This window comes from Simiduia sp. 21SJ11W-1, assembly GCF_024138675.1.
Lineage (GTDB): Bacteria > Pseudomonadota > Gammaproteobacteria > Pseudomonadales > Cellvibrionaceae > Simiduia.
Genome location: NZ_CP090959.1, coordinates 2,181,238 through 2,198,776 on the forward strand (window position 1 = coordinate 2,181,238; position 17,539 = coordinate 2,198,776).

Consider the following 17,539-nt stretch of genomic DNA (forward strand, 5'->3'; position numbering starts at 1 on the left):
CTTGTTTTTCGTTCTGAATTTGTGCGTCTGCGTTTAAAACCCATCGCCAACATCGTGGTTATTTTTTGACCGAAGTTGAGATTTTAGTTTCCAATGCTGGGAGCTTAACCCGAGACTGGCCCTACTGCCAATACAACAAGCATAGCCAAGAAAAGAAAGCCGCGAGTTTTACGTCGCGGCTTTTGGTATCAGATCAGCGATTAGGCGTCTTTTTCCGCCGGTTTAATCACTTCATCGTAGGTGCTTTCCTTTTCAACCACCTTGCCGGCGGCCAACAGGAAGTCTACTACCTGATCTTCCAATACTGCCGATTCTACGCTGGCCAACAGGTCGCGGTTACCGTAGTAGTGGTTGATAACCTCTTCAGGCTCTTGGTAGGTGCTGGCCAATTCTTCAACCATGCTACGCACGCGCTCGGCGTCTACTTTGATTTCGTTAGCCTTGATAATCTCGCCCACAACCAGGCCCAATTTCACACGGCGCTCGGCCTGCTCGTTGAACATGTCGTCTGGCAGCAGAGAGGCAAAGTCGATCTGCTGGTTGTTGGCAGCACCACCAAAGCGCTGAACCATCTGATTGCGCAAGGCGCCAATTTCAGATTTAACCAATGCCTTTGGCAGATCAACGTCGTGCTTTTCAACCAAGGCGTCCATTACCTGGGTTTTCACCTTGGCCTGGGCTGCGTTTTTCAGCTCACGGGCCATGTTGGCTTTAACTTCTTCGCGGAACTTCTCAACGCCGCCTTCGGTTACGCCGTATTTTTCAAAGAAGGCGTCATCCAGCTCTGGCAGCTTTTGGGCAGCAGCACCATTAACAGTGACCTTGAACTGAACTGCGGCGCCGCGCAGCTCTTCGGCCTGGTAATCTTCAGGGAAGGTCAAATCCAGCACATGCTCTTCGCCAGCTTTGCAGCCGATCAGGCCTTTTTCAAAACCGGGGATCATGGAGTCTGAACCCAGCACCAGGAATTGGTTTTCGGCGCTGCCACCTTCAAAGGCTTCGCCATCTTTGGTGCCCACGTAGCTGATGTTTACGCGGTCGCCCTTCTTGGCTTTGCGCTTGATATCTTCCCAAGTGGCTTGCTGCTTTTGCAAAACCTCAATCATCTTGTCGATATCGGCGTCGGTTACGCCTGCAGTCAGGCGGGTAACTTCCAGGCCCGCGAAATCTGCCAGTGCAACTTCAGGGTAAACTTCAAAGGTTGCCACAAACTCGAGGTCTTTACCCTCTTCCATCTGCTTGGGCTCAATGCTTGGCTGGCCAGCCGGCTTCACATCTTCTTTGCTAACAGCGTCGTAGAACGAACGGCTCATTACTTCGCCAACCACTTCCTGGCGAACGCCGGCGCCAAAGCGCTGCTTAACGACTTTCAAAGGCACCTTACCCTTGCGGAAACCGTTGATACGCACGGTTTTAGCGGCCTGCTGCAATCGCTTATTAACTTCGCTGTCAATCTGCTCGGCGGGAACACCCACCGTTAAACGACGCTCTAGACCGGAAGTCGTTTCGATAGAAACCTGCATTTTTATCCTCGTGAAATCTGGGAGGATGCGCACGCATCCCGGTATCTCAATATGGTGCGAAAGGAGAGACTCGAACTCTCACGCCTTGCGGCACTGGAACCTAAATCCAGCGTGTCTACCAATTTCACCACTTTCGCATGGTTAGTTCAGACTGACTGAAGAAGCCCAAACTGGTCAAAACTTGCGCTAACTCTTTGTTTTTACTGGATTAATTATAAAAATAAACCAGTGGTCGCGCTCAAGGGGTGCTGATTGTGCCACAGTCGAATGCGCGGTTCAACACACCGTTAAATTAAAGCGCACTGAGCTTGAAACCCTGTGTGGCCAAGAGCCTTGGCAGCCCGTGGGCACCAATCAGGTGGCCCGCTCCCACCACCACAAATACCTGGCGCCCGGGCGTGCCCAGCGCCAGCAGCTGCTTGGCCATTTGCCGGTTGCGCTTAAGGATTAGCGCTTCGTACAAGGGCAGTGCCGCCTGGCTTGATTGCATAGGCTCAAGTACAGCCTTGGCAAGGCCTGCCGCATCACCGGCCCGCCAGGCACCCACCAACGCCTCTACAGCCTGCATGGATGCATGGGGCGTAAGCAGGGTTTGCTCCAGCAATACCGCCTGTGTGGCCATGGGTAATTGCGCAAAAGATTGTGCCTGATCTTCAAAGGTCTCTAGTGCAACCACCGCTTTTTCACCACGGCGGTTTAGAAAGTATCGATCAACGCCGTACTCGCTGCGGTATTGGCCTGCATTAATTAATTGCTGGGTAATGTGTAAGGACAAAAGCCAAGGCTTCATGCGGGCGCGCACATCAGCTGCTGGGCAAACACCCACAAAACGTTCGCAATAACCGGAAAGTTTTGCGTGAAGATCTGGCGGCAGGCTGCTTGAAATATCGGTTGATCCGGGCGCATACAAACCCAGGGCCGCCACAGTACGCGCCACTGCGGTATGATCCAAATCCACAATGTCCAGCTCAACCACCAAGGTGTCTGCACGCCGAAAGGCTTGCTCTATGGTGCCGCCTAAGGGATAAAAAGCCGGCTGCCCCACGTGCACAGAGCCCAGCAAAAACAATTGCGCACCCTCAGGGCCTTCTGCACGCCAAAACAAGGGGTTTGCCGAGCGCCGAGCGCCGGCGGGCTCATCCGTTACAGCGACAGCGACAGTTGCAGCATGCGCGCTCGATTGCGCCCAGCATCCAACAACACCCAGCAGCACATAAAACCACAGCGCACGGCGGCGGCTTTTCATCTCAATTAATCGCGCAAAGAACCTCAAGCCGGCGCGGGCGTTAGGCTGCATCAGCATGCTACAGATTGGGACGGGCCCGGAATTGAAATCAGGCAGGTCACCTGCTCGGCGGTTGGTGCGTCACAGGCCAAAATAATGTCGTTAAGTGCAGCTGGCACAAGTGCCGCCTGGCCGGGCGCGATGGGCCGCCCCCCCACGGAAACCCCTTCATGCAACGCCATGATTAACACATAGGAATTAGCCGAATTGCCCGCCCGCCCTGAACACGCAACCACCTCGCGCAATTCAACGCGCGCACGCCGTGGCAGTTGCCAGCGCTCAACGGAGAAATCATCGAACGCCACCACTTGCTCGCGGCTACATCCAGCCGGGGCGGGAAGCACAGGCAAGGGGGTATTTTCCGGTGCGTCCAAATTAACCACTTCCAGCGCGGCCTCGGTATCCCAATGGGGTTGGGTTAAGACTTTTTGCGCAAAGGATAATATTTTTCGCTCGTAAACCGGGGTCTGGAATTCTACGGTGGTAACACCGTGCAACAATGAATGGGGCGTAAAACAAGGCACCTTTACCACATCGCCAACCTTAAGCGGCAGCACTGCGGCAAAGCTGTCTAGGGTTTCCCGCAGCCGCAGCTCTTGTTGCTTTAACGCTTCGGGCAATTCGGCTTGCCAGGCCTTGGTTTGGGCAGCCGGCACCGCGGCATCAAGTGCCACGCCATCACGGGCGCGTAAAATATCAATCTTGTGGTCTATCTCATCTCGGCAAGCACGATAGGCGTGCACGGCCGCGAGATAGGCTTTGCGGAAGGCATCGTCTGAGGAAAATTCTGAGCGCTTTTGCTGGTTAAATCCAAACCGAATACCGCCCACGCCCTCGGGCCAGGCACGCTCGTCCACGCGGGTGACAACATACACTTCTTGCTTTTTTTCATGCATCTCGAAGTAGAGATCGCCAAACACCGGCTCAGGCAACGGGTCTAGAATTTTTAACAAGGTGATTGCTTGCGGGTAGCCGGTACCCAACCAATCCGGCAAAAACGCTAACAACCAAGGCAGCGTAAGGGTGCGCCCATGAGCATCTTGCACACCGCATTGCCCACGCTGCTCTATGCCCGTAAACCACACCTCACGCCCCCAAGGTTTGGGAATATCTACAGTGGACAGGGTGAAAGGTGCCTTCAAATCGATGCAAGCGATAGCAGCGTTTTGGCACCAGAGGCCCAGTGGCGAACCGGGAGCACCCAATTTCACTGCGGCAGCTTCTGGCAGCACACACAACGCCACCGCCCGAGCAGCCTCCACTTCAATGTAAGCCTGCAACACAATAGGCGGCTCACCTGCCAAATAGTATTGCCTGTGCCGCATCACAAAACCGTAACAGCCATCTTCAAGCTCTGGCTGGGCCAGTAGCCAGGCAATGGCATCTTGCCCTTCTGTGAGTTCAATGATTTTACGCACGCGTTACTACTCAAGCCCGTGAAAAAGCGCAGTGTACCAGATGCCCTTGCGCCCTTGCAGCGTAAGAGCGGCCATAAAAAAAGGGGCCAAGGCCCCCTTCATACAGCGAGTAAACAACGCCTAGGCTAAGCGCTCCACAACGGTGGTGATGCCCTGCCCTAAACCGATGCACATGGTCGATACGCCAATTGCCGCGTTTTTATTGGCCATGGCCGTGAGCAAGGTGCCGGTGATGCGCGTACCGGAGCAGCCAAAGGGGTGGCCCAGTGCTATAGCGCCGCCGTAGAGATTAACTTTGTCGTCCATGACATCCAGCAGGTTCAGGTCTTTCAGCACGGGCAATGCCTGTGCCGCAAAGGCTTCGTTCAGCTCTACCACTTGCACGTCATCCATGGTGAGGTTGGCCTGCTTGAGCGCCTTCTCCGTTGATGGCACAGGGCCATAACCCATAATGCTTGGGTCTACCCCTGCCAACGCCATGGAGGTAATGCGCGCGATGGGCGTTAAACCCAAGGCCTGCGCACGCTCGGCAGACATTACCAGCATGGCAGAGGCACCATCTGACAACTGCGAGGAGGTGCCCGCCGTTACCGTGCCGTTACGCGGGTCGAATACCGGGCGCAACTGCGCCAGGGTTTCAACTGTGGTTTCCGGACGAATGGTTTCATCTTGCGCCACCATTACCGGGAAGCCATTACTGTCGTGGCCGGCCACCGGAATAATTTCGCGCGCAAAAATACCCTCAGCCGTTGCCTTGGCGGCCAACTGATGAGAGCGTGCGCCGAAGGCATCCATCTGCTCACGCTTGATGCCGTGTAGCAGCGATAAATATTCAGCGGTCATGCCCATATTGCCGGCGGCTTTGGCTACCGAAAGGCCCAGTAGCGGGTTCGGATTTACAGATTCGTACATGGGCAAATGGCCCAAGTGCTCAACACCGCCCACCAGGTAAACGTCGCCTTGGCCTGCGCGAATATTTACCGCCGCCGTGTGCAGCGCACTCATGGAAGAGCCGCACAAACGGTTCACCGTTTGTGCGGGAATAGTGTGCGGCAAGCCCGCACGCAGCACGATGTTGCGCGCAATGTTAAAGCCCTGCTCTTCGCGCTGAAGTACACAACCCCAGATCACATCATCAATTTCAGAAGGATCAAGCTCCGGATTGCGCGCCAGCAAACCCTGAATTACCCCAACGGATAAATCATCAGCGCGCACGTTGCGAAAACAACCATTTTTAGAGCGCCCCATGGCGCTGCGCCCATAGTCAACAATGACCGCATCTTTAGGATGTAAACTCACTCTGAATTCCTCGCGTTAAGCGTAATATTTTTTGCCAGACAAGGCTTGCATGCCAGCGGTAGGCGTATACAGCGCACCCAGATCTGCATGGGACTTTGCCATCTCGATAATTTTGTCGATACCCACACTGTCTACCCAGCGAAACACTCCGCCACGGAAGGGTGGGAAACCCAAGCCATAAATAAGTGCCATATCCGCCTCGGCCACCGAATCCACAATGCCTTCTTCAAGGCAGCGCGCCATCTCAGTCACCATGGGGATCATCATACGCGCGATGATTTCTTCATCGGAAAACTCGCGACGCTCGGCGCAATGGGGCGCAAGTAATGCGTAGGCCTGTTCATCTACCACCTTGGCAGGCTTGCCCTTTTTGTCGGTTTCATAACGGTAAAAACCTTTGCCGTTTTTCTGGCCGTAGCGCTCGGCCTCAAACATCACATCGGTGCAGGCTTTAAAATGCTTACCCATGCGATCGGGGAAGCCTTCAGCCATTACTGTTTCACAATGTGCGGCGGTATCTATACCCACCACATCCAGTAAATAAGCGGGGCCCATGGGCCAACCCCAGGCCTGCATTACCTTATCCACCTGCTGGAAGTCTGCGCCATCACGCAGCAGCATAGAGAAGCCTGCAAAATACGGGAACAATACGCGGTTCACCAAAAACCCCGGGCAATCTTTCACCACAATGGCTTTCTTGCCCATAGCATTGGCATAGGCCACGGTGCGGGCTATGGCGGTATCCGAGGTTTTCTCACCGCGAATAACTTCCACCAACGGCATGGCGTGCACCGGGTTAAAAAAGTGCATACCGCAGAAATTTTCTGGCCGCGTCAACGCCTTGGCCAAATGGGTAATTGAAATAGTTGAGGTGTTTGAGGCAAGCACTGCACCCTCCCCCACGCGCGACTCTACATCGGCGAGCACCGCGTGTTTTACTTTGGGGTTTTCAACTACGGCCTCAACCACCATATCCACTTGGTCAAAACCGTCATAGGAAAGGCAGGGCTCAATGCGCGTAAGTACTTGCGCCATTTCCGCAGGCGTCATGCGCCCACGCTCAACACCTTTGGTTAATAATTTAGAGGCCTCAGACAAACCCAAATCAATACCGGCCTGGGCGATGTCTTTCATTTTGATAGGCGTGCCTTTCAAGGCCGATTGATAGGCAATGCCGCCGCCCATGATGCCGGCGCCTAACACAGCGGCGCGGGCAATTTTTTTGTCGGCCTTTTTCTCCCAGCTTTTGGCTTTTTTGCCAATCAGCTGGTCTGACAAAAACAACCCCACAAGCGCTGCAGCCTCTGGGCCTTGTGCAAGCTTTGCAAAGGCGCGGGCTTCAGCGGCGAGCGCTTCTTGCCGCCCGGCTTTGGCTGAGGCCTGCATGGCTTTTATGGCTGCCACGGGAGCCGGGTAATTTTTGCCCGCCTGCGCGCCAATAAAGGATTTGGCGGTTTCAAAGGCCATGAGCGATTCGGTGTCGTTCAGGGGCATGGGGCCGGTTTTCTGCAGACGGCGGCGCTTGTAATCAAGGCTACCCTCAATGCACTGCTTCACAGTGTGCAAAGCGCAATCACGCAGCTGTTCGGGTGCGACTACGGCATCTATTACACCGGCTTTCAAGGCGGCATCGGCACGCTGGTCTTTACCCGAGGCAATCCATTCAGCGGCGGTATCAACACCTGCAATACGGGGCAAACGCACAGTGCCACCCCAACCGGGAATCAGGCCGAGCTTGGTTTCTGGCAGGCCCACTTTGGCAGCCAGGCTTGCCACGCGGTAATCGCACGCCAGGCAAAACTCCAAACCACCGCCCAGGGCGAAGCCGTTAATGGCTACCACTACGGGCACGGCCAGGTCTTCCAGGCGGTTGTTGTTTTCATTGTTTTTGCTGAGGTGCCCAATCACTGCATCTTCACCGGCGCCGAATACGCTGCCAAACTCGGTGATATCTGCGCCCACAATGAACACGCCCTTACCGGATGTGGCAATTACGCCTTTGAGGTCTGACATTTGCTCAAGCGCGCTAATTGCATCGCTCAACTCCTGCACTGTGCGCAGGTCGAATTTGTTGACCGACTCACCCTCAGCATCAAAACACAGCTCAGCAATACCTGCTTCCAGCTGGCGTACTGATACTGATTTGCCTTGATAGACCATGGAAACTCTCCAATTTCAGTGTTGGTTTTTGATTGTTACTCAGCGCTAGCCACATGCTTTAGGCCTTGCTAGAGATTAATTCAAACGTATGTTTTATTCACTATAAACCTTTCACCCATAAAGGTGAATAGTGTAGACGCTGTGTGTTAAAGCTTGAGGGTGAAGTCGTCTGCGTCTTCCAATACCGGAAATTTATCGCGCAGGCGAGCCAGCTGAAAGGCCGAGAGCTCTGCCCGCAACAGCGTTTCACCGCCTTCGTTGTCGGCCATGGGCTCGCCCAGTGGATCGTATATTTGGCTATCACCTGCGTAGGAGTACCCTTCGCCATCAGTGCCGAAGCAATTCACCCCGGCCACAAATGCCTGGTTTTCAATGGCGCGCGCCGTCAGCAGGCGCGACCACTGGCGGGTGCGGGCCTCTGGCCAATTGGCGACATAAAACAAGAGATCGTAATCCTGGCGCGAACGGCTCCACACGGGGAAACGCAGGTCGTAGCAAATCATCGGGCAGCAACGCCAGCCCTGGCACTCAAACACCTTGCGCTGATTGCCCGCCGTAAACACCTCATGCTCGCCCGCCATGCTGAACAGGTGGCGCTTATCGTAAGTTTGATAATCGCCATTGGGCGGCATCCAAACCAGCCGATTAAAGTAGCGCCCCCCCTCTTCTACCAGATAACTGCCGGCCAGGGTGAGCTGATGACGGGCAGCCTGATCAGCCATCCACTCAAGGGTGGGGCCTTCAAAAGGCTCGGCGAAGGCATCGGCGGCTTGGGTAAAGCCTGTGGTGAAGGTTTCGGGCAGTAGCGCCAGATCAAGCCCCAGCGCGCCCTCCGCCAAGAGATCGCCAAGTAGCGCACGGTTCTCTGCCGGCGCCTGCCATACGAGGTCGGCCTGCACCAAGCCGATGGCCAAACGTTCTTTCACGCACCTACCTCCTCGTGACCCGCTGCAAGCCTAGCGCTGAGCGACTTGTTCTGTACTCCATAACTTGGCCTTTTCGCGTGCCAACTGCGCCTGCTCCGGCTCTTCAATACGCTCCCAATACAAGGCTGCACGGTACCAAGAGGCCACCGTTTGCTGCCGGTAGTAATTGATGTACTGGGCCTTGGATTTCGCCTGCTGGCGCCACAAGAGCATGAGCTCGCCGGTTTGGGCGGCGGTTTCCCAAAGTTTGGCGGCGGCTTCACGCTCTTTGCCGATGGCTGCAAGCTCGGCTGCCTGCTGGTAGGCACTGCCAGCATAGCGCAGTACGTTCATTGCCAAAATCTGGCGCTTGCGCTGCAGTTTTGCATCGCTTTCCGCGCGCGCAGCCCACAAGGAACGCGCCCGTAGATACAGGGCTTCGCCACGCTCAGCCAGTGCTTCATAGGCGTCTGCGGCCACCTCTTCGGCCTCGTCTTTATCATCTAGCGCGCGCCAGCTTTGGTAGGCCTGGCGCTTGACGCCGTACACCCTATCTAGCGATGAAGCCAGGTTTTTATAAACCGCTAACGCATTGCCGTAAGACCCGTTGTTTTCATAATTCAACGAAGTTTTAAGATCTTCATTTACCGACCAATAAAAGGCATCCACTTGTTCAAGGGCCTGCTCTATGGCGTCTTCATCGGCGAGCACGGCCTCGGGCTGTACCAGGTTAAAGGGCATTGGGTTGCCATTAAAACCTGCGATCTGGCAATAGCCGGTGAGGCCTTCGGCCAAGTTGCAATCTTTGATGAGCTGAGCTTCTTGCTTTTCACAGAGTGCGGCATCAACGCTGCTCTCAATGGCACTGCAATCGCAGCTGATAGTGGCGCACTGGTTCGCGGCGGCAGTCATCGGAATAGCCGACACGCAGAGCGCCAAAGGTGCAAACATTTTTATTACGGTCTTGGGTAGTAATGTATTCATGTGGGCCCCTTTTATATCTATAGAGTTGTAATGGGCATCAAGCTTTTGTGCATGTCCACATTAAAACGCCACGCGCTTGAGTGCAATACGTAGTCAAACAAAGGCCTGCTAATTCAAACCGGCCACACCTGGTTTGTTCATTCGATGCAGGCACACACTTAAGGCCAACGCCAGGGTTGCAGCAATTGCCGCCATTAAAAATGTAGCCGCCGGGCTCTGCTCCCAAATAACACCACTTAACCATGCCCCAAGAGCCCCGCCTCCACCAAAGCACAGTGCGGAATAGATTGCCTGGCCCTGGCCATCGGCGCCTTCAAATTGCTGGCGAATCCATTCTATGGCCAGCGCATGGGTAAGGCCGAAGCTTGCCGCGTGCAGCAGCTGGGCTGCAATTAACACCCATAAGTAGCCGGGAAAAACCGCAATACACACCCACCTGAGCGCAGTTAACAGGGCGCCAACAACCAGTAAACCCGAAAGACTAAAACGCGCCAACAGCCGGTGCATGGCTAAAAACAAAGCGATTTCGGCAAGCACACTGATAGCCCAAAGCCAACCGGTAGCGGCGCCACTGTAACCTTCAGCCGCTAAATACATGCTAAAAAACGTGTAGTAAGGGCCATGGCTTACCTGCAAAAGCAACGCCACCAACAGAAACATCCACACCGCAGGGGTAAGCAGCAATGCGCGTACAGGGCGGCTCGCCCGCCCACAGGTGTTGAGTGCCGCCTCTGGCACCTTAAGCGAACTCAACCAAATCACCAGCAAGCAGGCTGCGGCTATCACCGGCAGCGTTAAAATACGCTCGCCTTCAAACCAGTAACCCAGGCACACCACGGCCACGAAAAACCCGAGCGACCCCCACTGGCGCACCAGGCTATAGCGGCCGGTATTGGGGGCCAGATGCGCCAAAGTCACCACCTCAAATTGCGGCAGCACGGCATTCCAGAAAAACGAAAAACTAAACAGCACCCACAGCAACCAATAGAACTCGGTGCTGACAAAAATGCCCAGAAAGCACACAAATGCGAGCAGGTTACCGCGCCTTACCCAGCCCATGCGCTGGCCGTGCCTGTCGGCCAGCCAACCCCAAAAATTGGGCGCCACCATACGGGTAACCATGAGCGTGGCCGTGAGCAGGCCGATATCGTAACCGGAGTAGCCGAGCGCCTGCAGGTAGAGGCTTAAGAACGGAACCAACACCCCAACGAGGGCGAAATAAGAAAAGTAAACGCCCGACATGCGCCAATAGGGCACGCGGGCATCGGTGTTAAACATCACTGCCGGGCGATGTCGGGAATCTGGTGTTCAACGGCGCCATTCTGGCCGCGATGACGCAGGAGATGATCCATCAACACTATGGCCATCATGGCCTCGGCGATTGGCGTTGCGCGAATGCCCACGCAAGGGTCGTGACGACCTTTGGTTACCACTTCCACGGGGTTGCCATGCACATCAATACTGCGCCCAGGCAGGTGCAGGCTGGAGGTGGGCTTGAGCGCCAGGTGCGCCACAATATCCTGCCCGGAAGATATACCCCCTAAAATGCCGCCGGCGTGATTCGACAAAAAGCCCTCCGGGGTCATTTCGTCTCTGTGCTCTGTGCCCTTTTGGGCCACTGCCGCAAAACCTGCACCAATCTCCACGCCCTTAACGGCGTTAATGCTCATCAGGCCGTGGGCCAGATCGGCATCCAGGCGATCGAAAATGGGCTCACCCAAACCCGGCGGCACGCCTTCGGCCACCACGGTAATTTTTGCACCCACCGAGTTGCCCTCTTTATTGAGCGCCTGCATGTAGGCTTCCATTTCCGGCACTTTGCTGGCATCCGGGCAGAAAAACGGGTTTTCACTCACCTGGGCAAAATCGACGCTTTCAATGGCAATGGGGCCCAGCTGCGATAAATAGCCGCGCACCTGCACACCCAGTACCTCGCGCAGGTACTTCTTGGCTATGGCGCCCGCGGCCACGCGCATGGCGGTTTCTCGGGCCGACGAACGGCCGCCGCCGCGGTAATCGCGCACGCCATACTTATGCATGTAGGTGTAATCGGCATGGGCCGGGCGGAACTGGTCTTTGATGTTCGAATAATCTTTCGAGCGCTGATCGGTATTTTCGATGATCATTCCAATGGGGGTGCCTGTGGTTTTACCCTCAAACACACCGGATAAGATCTTTACCTGATCGGCCTCTCTGCGCTGGGTGGTATAGCGCGACTGGCCAGGCTTGCGACGATCAAGATCCGCCTGGATATCCGCCTCGGTAAGCGCAAGGCCCGGCGGGCAACCATCCACAATGCACCCCAGCGCCAGGCCGTGACTTTCGCCAAAGGTGGTAACGGTAAACAGCTTTCCAAAGGTGTTGCCAGACATAGCGCTCTCAATAATTCAGGGTGGTCGCAATAAAGAGCGCGGATTATACGCGAAAGTCTCTAATTATTGCCAAGCACACAGACTTTTAGCCAAGCAGCAGCTTGCACACTAGCCAAGCCTCAAGCTTGGGTTAGGTTCCCGAAATAGCGCCGGATCTCCTCGGCGCTCAAGGTAAACACACCGTGACCGCCGCGCTCGAACTCCACCCAGGTAAAAGGCACTTCAGGAAATGCCGCCTCCAGTGCCACCCAGCTGTTGCCCACTTCCACAAACACCTGGCCCGTGGGGGTTAAGTGCTGCGCCACCTGCTGTAAAAAACGGCGGGTGAAATCCAGGCCATCGTGGCCGGAACCCAAGCCGATGCTGGGCTCACACAAAAACTCCGGTGGCATGGTGGCCAAATCCTGGGCATCTACATAGGGGGGATTGCACACAATAAGGTCGAACTGCTGGCCTGCCAGGCCGCTAAAGCCGTCTGAAAGTGCTGTGTGCACCTGTTCTTCCAGCCCGAAGCGGCTGATATTGGCCTCGGCCACTGCCAGTGCATCGGGCGAGATATCCGAAAGCACCACCTCGGCATCGGCAAAGGCATGGGCACAGGCAATACCGATACAGCCACTGCCGGTGCACATGTCCAAAATGCGCTCTGGGGCCGCCACTAACCAGGGTTCAAACCCGTTTTCAATAAGCTCACCCACCGGCGAGCGCGGCACCAGCACGCGCTCGTCTACCACAAAGGGTAAGCCTGCAAACATGGCCTGACCGGTGAGGTAGGCCGCGGGGATCCGCTCATTAATGCGCCGGGTGATCAGCGTAAAAAGCTGGTCGCGCTCGGCATAGCTCAGGCGGCAATCCAGCAGGGATGGGTCTTCGCTCCAGTGCATGTGCAGCACGTGCAGAGCCAGCTGCAGGCTTTCATCCCAGGCGTTATCGGTGCCGTGGCCAAAAAACACCTCGGCTTTCAGCAATTGGCTTGCCCCCCAGCGCACCCAATCGCGCAGGCTCTGCAACTCTTCTCGTGGATTAACCTGTGACACCTTAACTCCCGCCTCGTAAAACCGGCCGCCATTGTAAGCCCAACGGTGGCCATTTCGTAAAAAAACATCCAGTTGCCGATTGAACCCGTAAAGCACTGGTACTCGTCACTATAATGACGATAATAAGCACCCCGAAACTCAGCAAGGACTCAGGTTGAATGAAAGAACATTTCGCAAGCATTATTTCCGCTATCGGAGAGGACCTGAGCCGTCCTGGCCTTACCGACACCCCTGAGCGTGCTGCCAAGGCCTTTGAGTTCCTTACCCGCGGCTACCACCAAAAGCTGGACGACGTGGTAAACGATGCCCTCTTCCCGTCTGACTCCAACGAGATGATCATCGTTAAAGACATCGAGCTCTACTCCATGTGCGAGCATCACCTGCTGCCGTTTATCGGCCGCGCGCACGTGGCTTACATTCCCACCGGCAAAGTACTGGGGCTTTCAAAAGTTGCACGCATTGTGGATATGTTCGCCCGCCGCCTGCAAATTCAAGAGCAGCTCACCCTGCAAATTGCGGAAACCGTGAAATCGGTCACCGGTGCCGAAGGTGTGGGCGTGATTGTTGAAGCCAAGCACATGTGCATGATGATGCGCGGCGTTGAAAAACAAAACTCGGTAATGAAAACTTCTGCCATGCTGGGGTCATTTCGGGATGACCCGGCCACCCGCACCGAATTTTTAAGCCTGGTGCGCTAATTCCTTAGACCCCATCTACCCAATCGCTGCTGGCCGCCTGGCCAGCGGCGCACATGGCACAACTACTGCCTTACCAAATCTACCCGTACAGGGCTTGCACCACGCCCGGCCGGTGCATTGCGCCCCACACTGAACACAGCCACCGGCTTTTTTAAACCGCGGGATTTAAGCAGCGCCTGCAGCGCCACTGCATGCTCGGTTGCTGCCACCAGATTATCTGTGCCTGGCCTGTAGTCGTGACCCACCAGCGTAAACCGGCCTGTATCTGCCTGAATAAAATCCACCAACTGTTGCAACTGGGCGGCGGCAACCTCAAGGTTTTGCCCATCGGTAAATTGCAACGGAATCGAAAAGTAACCCAGCTCCGCAATGGCATTGCCGATGGATTTTGCTGGCGTCACAAGGCGTGCGCCGCTGCTTGCGGGTGCCACTTCTTCAATCTGGGCCATCACACTACCATTGCCCCGGCGCACCACATAAATCACCACGTAGAGTAACTTGCCCGCCTGTTCCAACTCGTACACACCATAGTGCTGCTGGGCATCTAACCCGTAGAGCACGCGGCTATCAAAGTGGGTATTGGCCCATGCATTGCTGGGCCCGCACAACAGGCCCGAGCAGGAAAACAGCTCGCGCCGGTTTGGCATTTGGCTTTTAAGGGAGGTAAAAAATTCGCGCTCATCGGCGCCGGCAGGTAACTCCAGGGTTTTACGCTGGACACTACCGCTCACCGTTTCACCACCTTGGGTTCGCCATTCATTATTAATTCGCCGGTAAATACCGAGCATTAATAAATAGTTACTTTCCTGGGCCTCTGAGCTATACACAGTGCGAGCCTGCGGTGGCAGCTGCCAGCTCACCGCAGCCGCTAAAGGTGCTGCAAACCCCACCAAAACACACAAACAAACACATCGCGACCACTGCCAAGGTTTGAACACGCTATACCGGCTCCGCTGTAGATTGAAAAATAACATCGCTGACACAACACGCCTTGCCACTTGCAACCTGTGCTGCGATTTTCTGATTGAACAAACGGGCCACATCCGCGGCCTGTGCCTCCATATGCAAATGGTGGCTGCCCTCGAAAAAATGCTGCTCTATATGGGGCAAATTACTTAACACGCGTGCAAAGCCCGGGAATAATTTGGGCATGCCTTCAGAGGCAAGCACTAACGTTGTTGGCGCCTTGATAGCATTGGCGAAAGCATCTGTTTGCTGTGCACTCAGCTTAACCATAGACGGCGCCAATAATTTCGGATCGACGCGCCAACTCACCCCACCTGCGACCGGCCGCGTGCCCCGCCCCGCTATCTCGAGTGCAGCTTCAGGGCTCAGTGGGAACATGCCCTGCAATCGCACGTTAGCGGCGGCCTCTACACTGCTATAAACAGGAAAGCTGCGCGCCGCCTCTTTGCCGAGTGAATCTACCGCCTTGCGCATTTGCGCGGGCGCATCTGCGGCTTGCACGGGCTCGGGGAGCAGGCCATCTATTAACAGCAATTGCTCAACGCATTCAGGGTAGGTTGCAGCAAACAGCGCCGACACAATTGCGCCTCTGGAATGGCCAAGCAAGCCCACCTCGCTCAAGCCCAGTGCGCCAAGAATGTCGCGCACATCGGAAAGGTCATCCCACAAATGGTAGGCGCTGTAGGCCGGGCGGTGGTAACTGTGGCCGTGGCCGGCCAGATCTATGGCAACCACCGTTGCATTAAGTTGCGGAGCCAACTGATTGAAGCTTGCGCAGTTATCCAGCCAACCATGCAGCGCCAACAATACGGGCGCATTGGGCTTTCGCCACACAGTGGCCGCCAACTGGCGATCGCCGGGCAGGGAAAACACCTGCTGCTGTGGCTGGCTCATAACAGGCTCAAATCGGGTGCATGAATACGATGATTGTCTGCCAAGCCGCGAGCCACCAAAGGCAGTTGCAACTCGGCCAAACAGGCAGTACTCATGCCGCACGCCCAGGCAGCCTCACCGGTTAGAAAGCCCACCAGCTCACTCACCAGAGGCTGATGACTGATGAGTAAAACCTCGGCGCTTTCATCTCGCAGGCCCAGCTGATCTACCACCTGCATCACGGGTGTATCGGGTGTTAGCCAATCCACTGTTTCAAACGCAAAAGGCTGGGCGGCGGGTAAGGCTTTCTGCCAGGCCCGCGCTGTTTGCTGGGCGCGCACATAGGGGCTCACCCACACGTGGGCGGGCGCCATTTGCGTGCCAAATCGCAACGCCTGTGCTTGCACCTGTTTCACCCCGTCGGGCGTTAACGGACGCTCGGCATCTGTGGCAGCCTGCATTTGCGCCTCACCGTGGCGCAATACCCATAATTTCACACTAGGCCTCGCGATCGTCTACATCTGGCCAGTCGGCAAAGGGAAATGGCTTGTCTTCACTGTTGTAGGTTAAAAACTTAAGGGTATCAGCAATATACGCGGTAAGGCTGGCACCGAAGCCACGCAAGTTTTCATTGGATGAACCGGTAAGCAGTGCGAACAAAAACTGCAACACCACAACTACGCCCACCACCAAGCTTGCAACCTGTAGCACGAAACCAAACAGCACCATGAAAAACAGGCGTATCCAATGATCCGGCGAGAGTATATTGGTCTTTAACGCGTCGAACTCACCGGCTTTTGCCGCCTGCTCTACCTGTTCAGCAGCCTCAGGCTCTGTGGCGGTTACATCTTTTTTTGCATTTGCATCACTCATCACTGGCTCCCATAAACTCAACGTCATGATTTTGTTCACCCACCATCAACTTGTGCGCGGCATCCTTGATGGGTAACCCCTGAAATATAACAGCGTACAAGCCTTTCACCAGCGGCATATACACATCCATTTCCTTGGCCTTTTGAGCCACCACCTGCAAGGTGTTTACCCCTTCGGCCACCTGCCCCAACTCCTTGACGATATCATCAAGTGCGCGCCCTTGGCCAAGGGCATAGCCCACCCGGTAATTGCGCGACAAATCCGACGTGCAGGTTAAGATCAAATCTCCCACCCCGGCCAACCCCAAAAAGGTCATGGGGTTTGCGCCAAGCTTGTTGGCCAGCCTGCTCATTTCCGCCAGCGAGCGGGTAATCAGCATGGCGTGCGTGTTGCTGCCCGCACCCAGCGCTGTGGCCATACCGCTGATGATGGCGTAAATGTTCTTCAGTGCGCCGGCCAACTCTACACCGCGCCTGTCGCGGTTGGCATACACCCTGAAGGTGCCCGAGCTCAACACCGACTGCACCCGCTTAATGAGCGTGCCATTGTCCGAGGCGATTACCGAGCCCGTCTGCTGTTGTTCGATAATTTCTTTGGCGAAATTCGGCCCGCTCAGCACACCTATCGGATGGCCCGGAATTTCTTCTTCAAGAATCTCGCTCATCAAGGTGAAGCCTGCACCCTCAATGCCCTTGGTGGTGCTTACCAAGAGCGCATCCTCACGTACGAAGGGTTTGATTTTTTGGACTACTTCGCGAAACCCGGAACTGGGTACAGACACAAAAACCAAGGTGGCATCGCCAACGGCTTCCGCCAAATCCGAGGTGGCATTTAACAAATCGGCAAACCGGTAACCCGGCACATAATGGGCATTTTCACGATCGCGTTGGCACAGCAGCGCCCGGTCTTTATGGCGCATCCACAAATAGGTTGGGTGGCCGTTATGGGCACAAATATTGGCTACGGCAGTACCAAAACTGCCACCACCAAGCACCGCCACTTTAATGGGCTTCACCGGCGCCGCGGTTGCATCTTGTTGTAATTTTTCTTCGCTCATGAACTCTGAGTCGCTCTTGTTGTAATGAAGTTGTCTCGCGGATGCCTGCGCTACTTACAGCAATAACCACCGCAATGGCCACGCCGCTA

At 55.5% G+C, this 17,539-nt stretch carries 16 protein-coding genes and 1 tRNA gene; 1 reads left to right on the forward strand and 16 read right to left on the reverse strand.

The window, feature by feature from the left end:
- Positions 1-200: 200 nt before the first annotated feature.
- The 11 genes from tig to prmB all read right to left on the reverse strand — a co-directional run bounded on the left by tig (position 201) and on the right by prmB (position 12,983).
- Positions 201-1,523: a trigger factor gene (tig, locus tag L1F30_RS09680; RefSeq protein WP_253355714.1), complete on the reverse strand. Its 1,323-nt coding sequence runs from the start codon at positions 1,521-1,523 to the stop codon at positions 201-203.
- Between the two features lie 52 nt (positions 1,524-1,575).
- Positions 1,576-1,660 (reverse strand) — tRNA-Leu (locus tag L1F30_RS09685).
- 155 nt (positions 1,661-1,815) lie between these two features.
- Positions 1,816-2,769 carry a TraB/GumN family protein gene (locus tag L1F30_RS09690; protein WP_253355716.1) on the reverse strand — a complete coding sequence of 318 codons (954 nt, stop codon included), beginning with the start codon at positions 2,767-2,769 and terminating at the stop codon, positions 1,816-1,818.
- A gap of 50 nt (positions 2,770-2,819) precedes the next feature.
- Complete coding sequence (locus L1F30_RS09695) at positions 2,820-4,226, reverse strand: hypothetical protein (RefSeq protein WP_253355718.1); 1,407 nt, start codon at positions 4,224-4,226, stop codon at positions 2,820-2,822.
- A gap of 120 nt (positions 4,227-4,346) precedes the next feature.
- Positions 4,347-5,525, reverse strand: coding sequence for an acetyl-CoA C-acyltransferase FadA (fadA, locus tag L1F30_RS09700; protein ID WP_253355720.1), 1,179 nt, complete (start codon positions 5,523-5,525; stop codon positions 4,347-4,349).
- Between the two features lie 15 nt (positions 5,526-5,540).
- Positions 5,541-7,685: a fatty acid oxidation complex subunit alpha FadB gene (gene fadB, locus L1F30_RS09705; protein ID WP_253355722.1), complete on the reverse strand. Its 2,145-nt coding sequence runs from the start codon at positions 7,683-7,685 to the stop codon at positions 5,541-5,543.
- A gap of 146 nt (positions 7,686-7,831) precedes the next feature.
- Positions 7,832-8,611, reverse strand: coding sequence for an amidohydrolase (locus L1F30_RS09710; protein ID WP_253355724.1), 780 nt, complete (start codon positions 8,609-8,611; stop codon positions 7,832-7,834).
- Between the two features lie 30 nt (positions 8,612-8,641).
- Positions 8,642-9,574, reverse strand: coding sequence for a hypothetical protein (locus L1F30_RS09715; protein ID WP_253355726.1), 933 nt, complete (start codon positions 9,572-9,574; stop codon positions 8,642-8,644).
- 108 nt (positions 9,575-9,682) lie between these two features.
- Entirely contained in the window at positions 9,683-10,852 is a 1,170-nt protein-coding gene (locus L1F30_RS09720) for an MFS transporter (RefSeq protein WP_253355728.1), read from the reverse strand.
- Complete coding sequence (aroC, locus tag L1F30_RS09725; protein ID WP_253355730.1) at positions 10,852-11,946, reverse strand: chorismate synthase; 1,095 nt, start codon at positions 11,944-11,946, stop codon at positions 10,852-10,854. The genes L1F30_RS09720 and aroC overlap by 1 nt, the downstream gene beginning before the upstream one ends.
- Before the next feature lie 119 nt (positions 11,947-12,065).
- Positions 12,066-12,983: a 50S ribosomal protein L3 N(5)-glutamine methyltransferase gene (prmB, locus tag L1F30_RS09730; protein WP_253355732.1), complete on the reverse strand. Its 918-nt coding sequence runs from the start codon at positions 12,981-12,983 to the stop codon at positions 12,066-12,068.
- A 158-nt stretch (positions 12,984-13,141) separates the two neighbouring features.
- Between prmB and folE the strand changes: the two genes are divergently transcribed.
- Positions 13,142-13,681, forward strand: a complete 540-nt coding sequence (folE, locus tag L1F30_RS09735; RefSeq protein WP_253355733.1) for a GTP cyclohydrolase I FolE — start codon at positions 13,142-13,144, stop codon at positions 13,679-13,681.
- 62 nt (positions 13,682-13,743) lie between these two features.
- Here the strand turns inward: folE and L1F30_RS09740 are convergent, their stop codons facing one another.
- The 5 genes from L1F30_RS09740 to L1F30_RS09760 all read right to left on the reverse strand — a co-directional run bounded on the left by L1F30_RS09740 (position 13,744) and on the right by L1F30_RS09760 (position 17,450).
- On the reverse strand, positions 13,744-14,508 hold the full coding sequence (locus L1F30_RS09740; protein ID WP_253355735.1) for a DUF4892 domain-containing protein: 765 nt from the start codon (positions 14,506-14,508) through the stop codon (positions 13,744-13,746).
- Between the two features lie 112 nt (positions 14,509-14,620).
- Entirely contained in the window at positions 14,621-15,541 is a 921-nt protein-coding gene (locus L1F30_RS09745) for an alpha/beta hydrolase (RefSeq protein WP_253355737.1), read from the reverse strand.
- Positions 15,538-16,017: a phosphohistidine phosphatase SixA gene (gene sixA, locus L1F30_RS09750; RefSeq protein WP_253355739.1), complete on the reverse strand. Its 480-nt coding sequence runs from the start codon at positions 16,015-16,017 to the stop codon at positions 15,538-15,540. Before sixA ends, L1F30_RS09745 begins: the two co-directional genes overlap by 4 nt.
- A gap of 1 nt (position 16,018) precedes the next feature.
- Positions 16,019-16,393: a DUF4389 domain-containing protein gene (locus L1F30_RS09755; RefSeq protein ID WP_253355740.1), complete on the reverse strand. Its 375-nt coding sequence runs from the start codon at positions 16,391-16,393 to the stop codon at positions 16,019-16,021.
- Positions 16,386-17,450, reverse strand: a complete 1,065-nt coding sequence (locus L1F30_RS09760; protein WP_253355742.1) for an NAD(P)H-dependent glycerol-3-phosphate dehydrogenase — start codon at positions 17,448-17,450, stop codon at positions 16,386-16,388. The genes L1F30_RS09755 and L1F30_RS09760 overlap by 8 nt, the downstream gene beginning before the upstream one ends.
- Between the last annotated feature and the right edge of the window lie 89 nt (positions 17,451-17,539).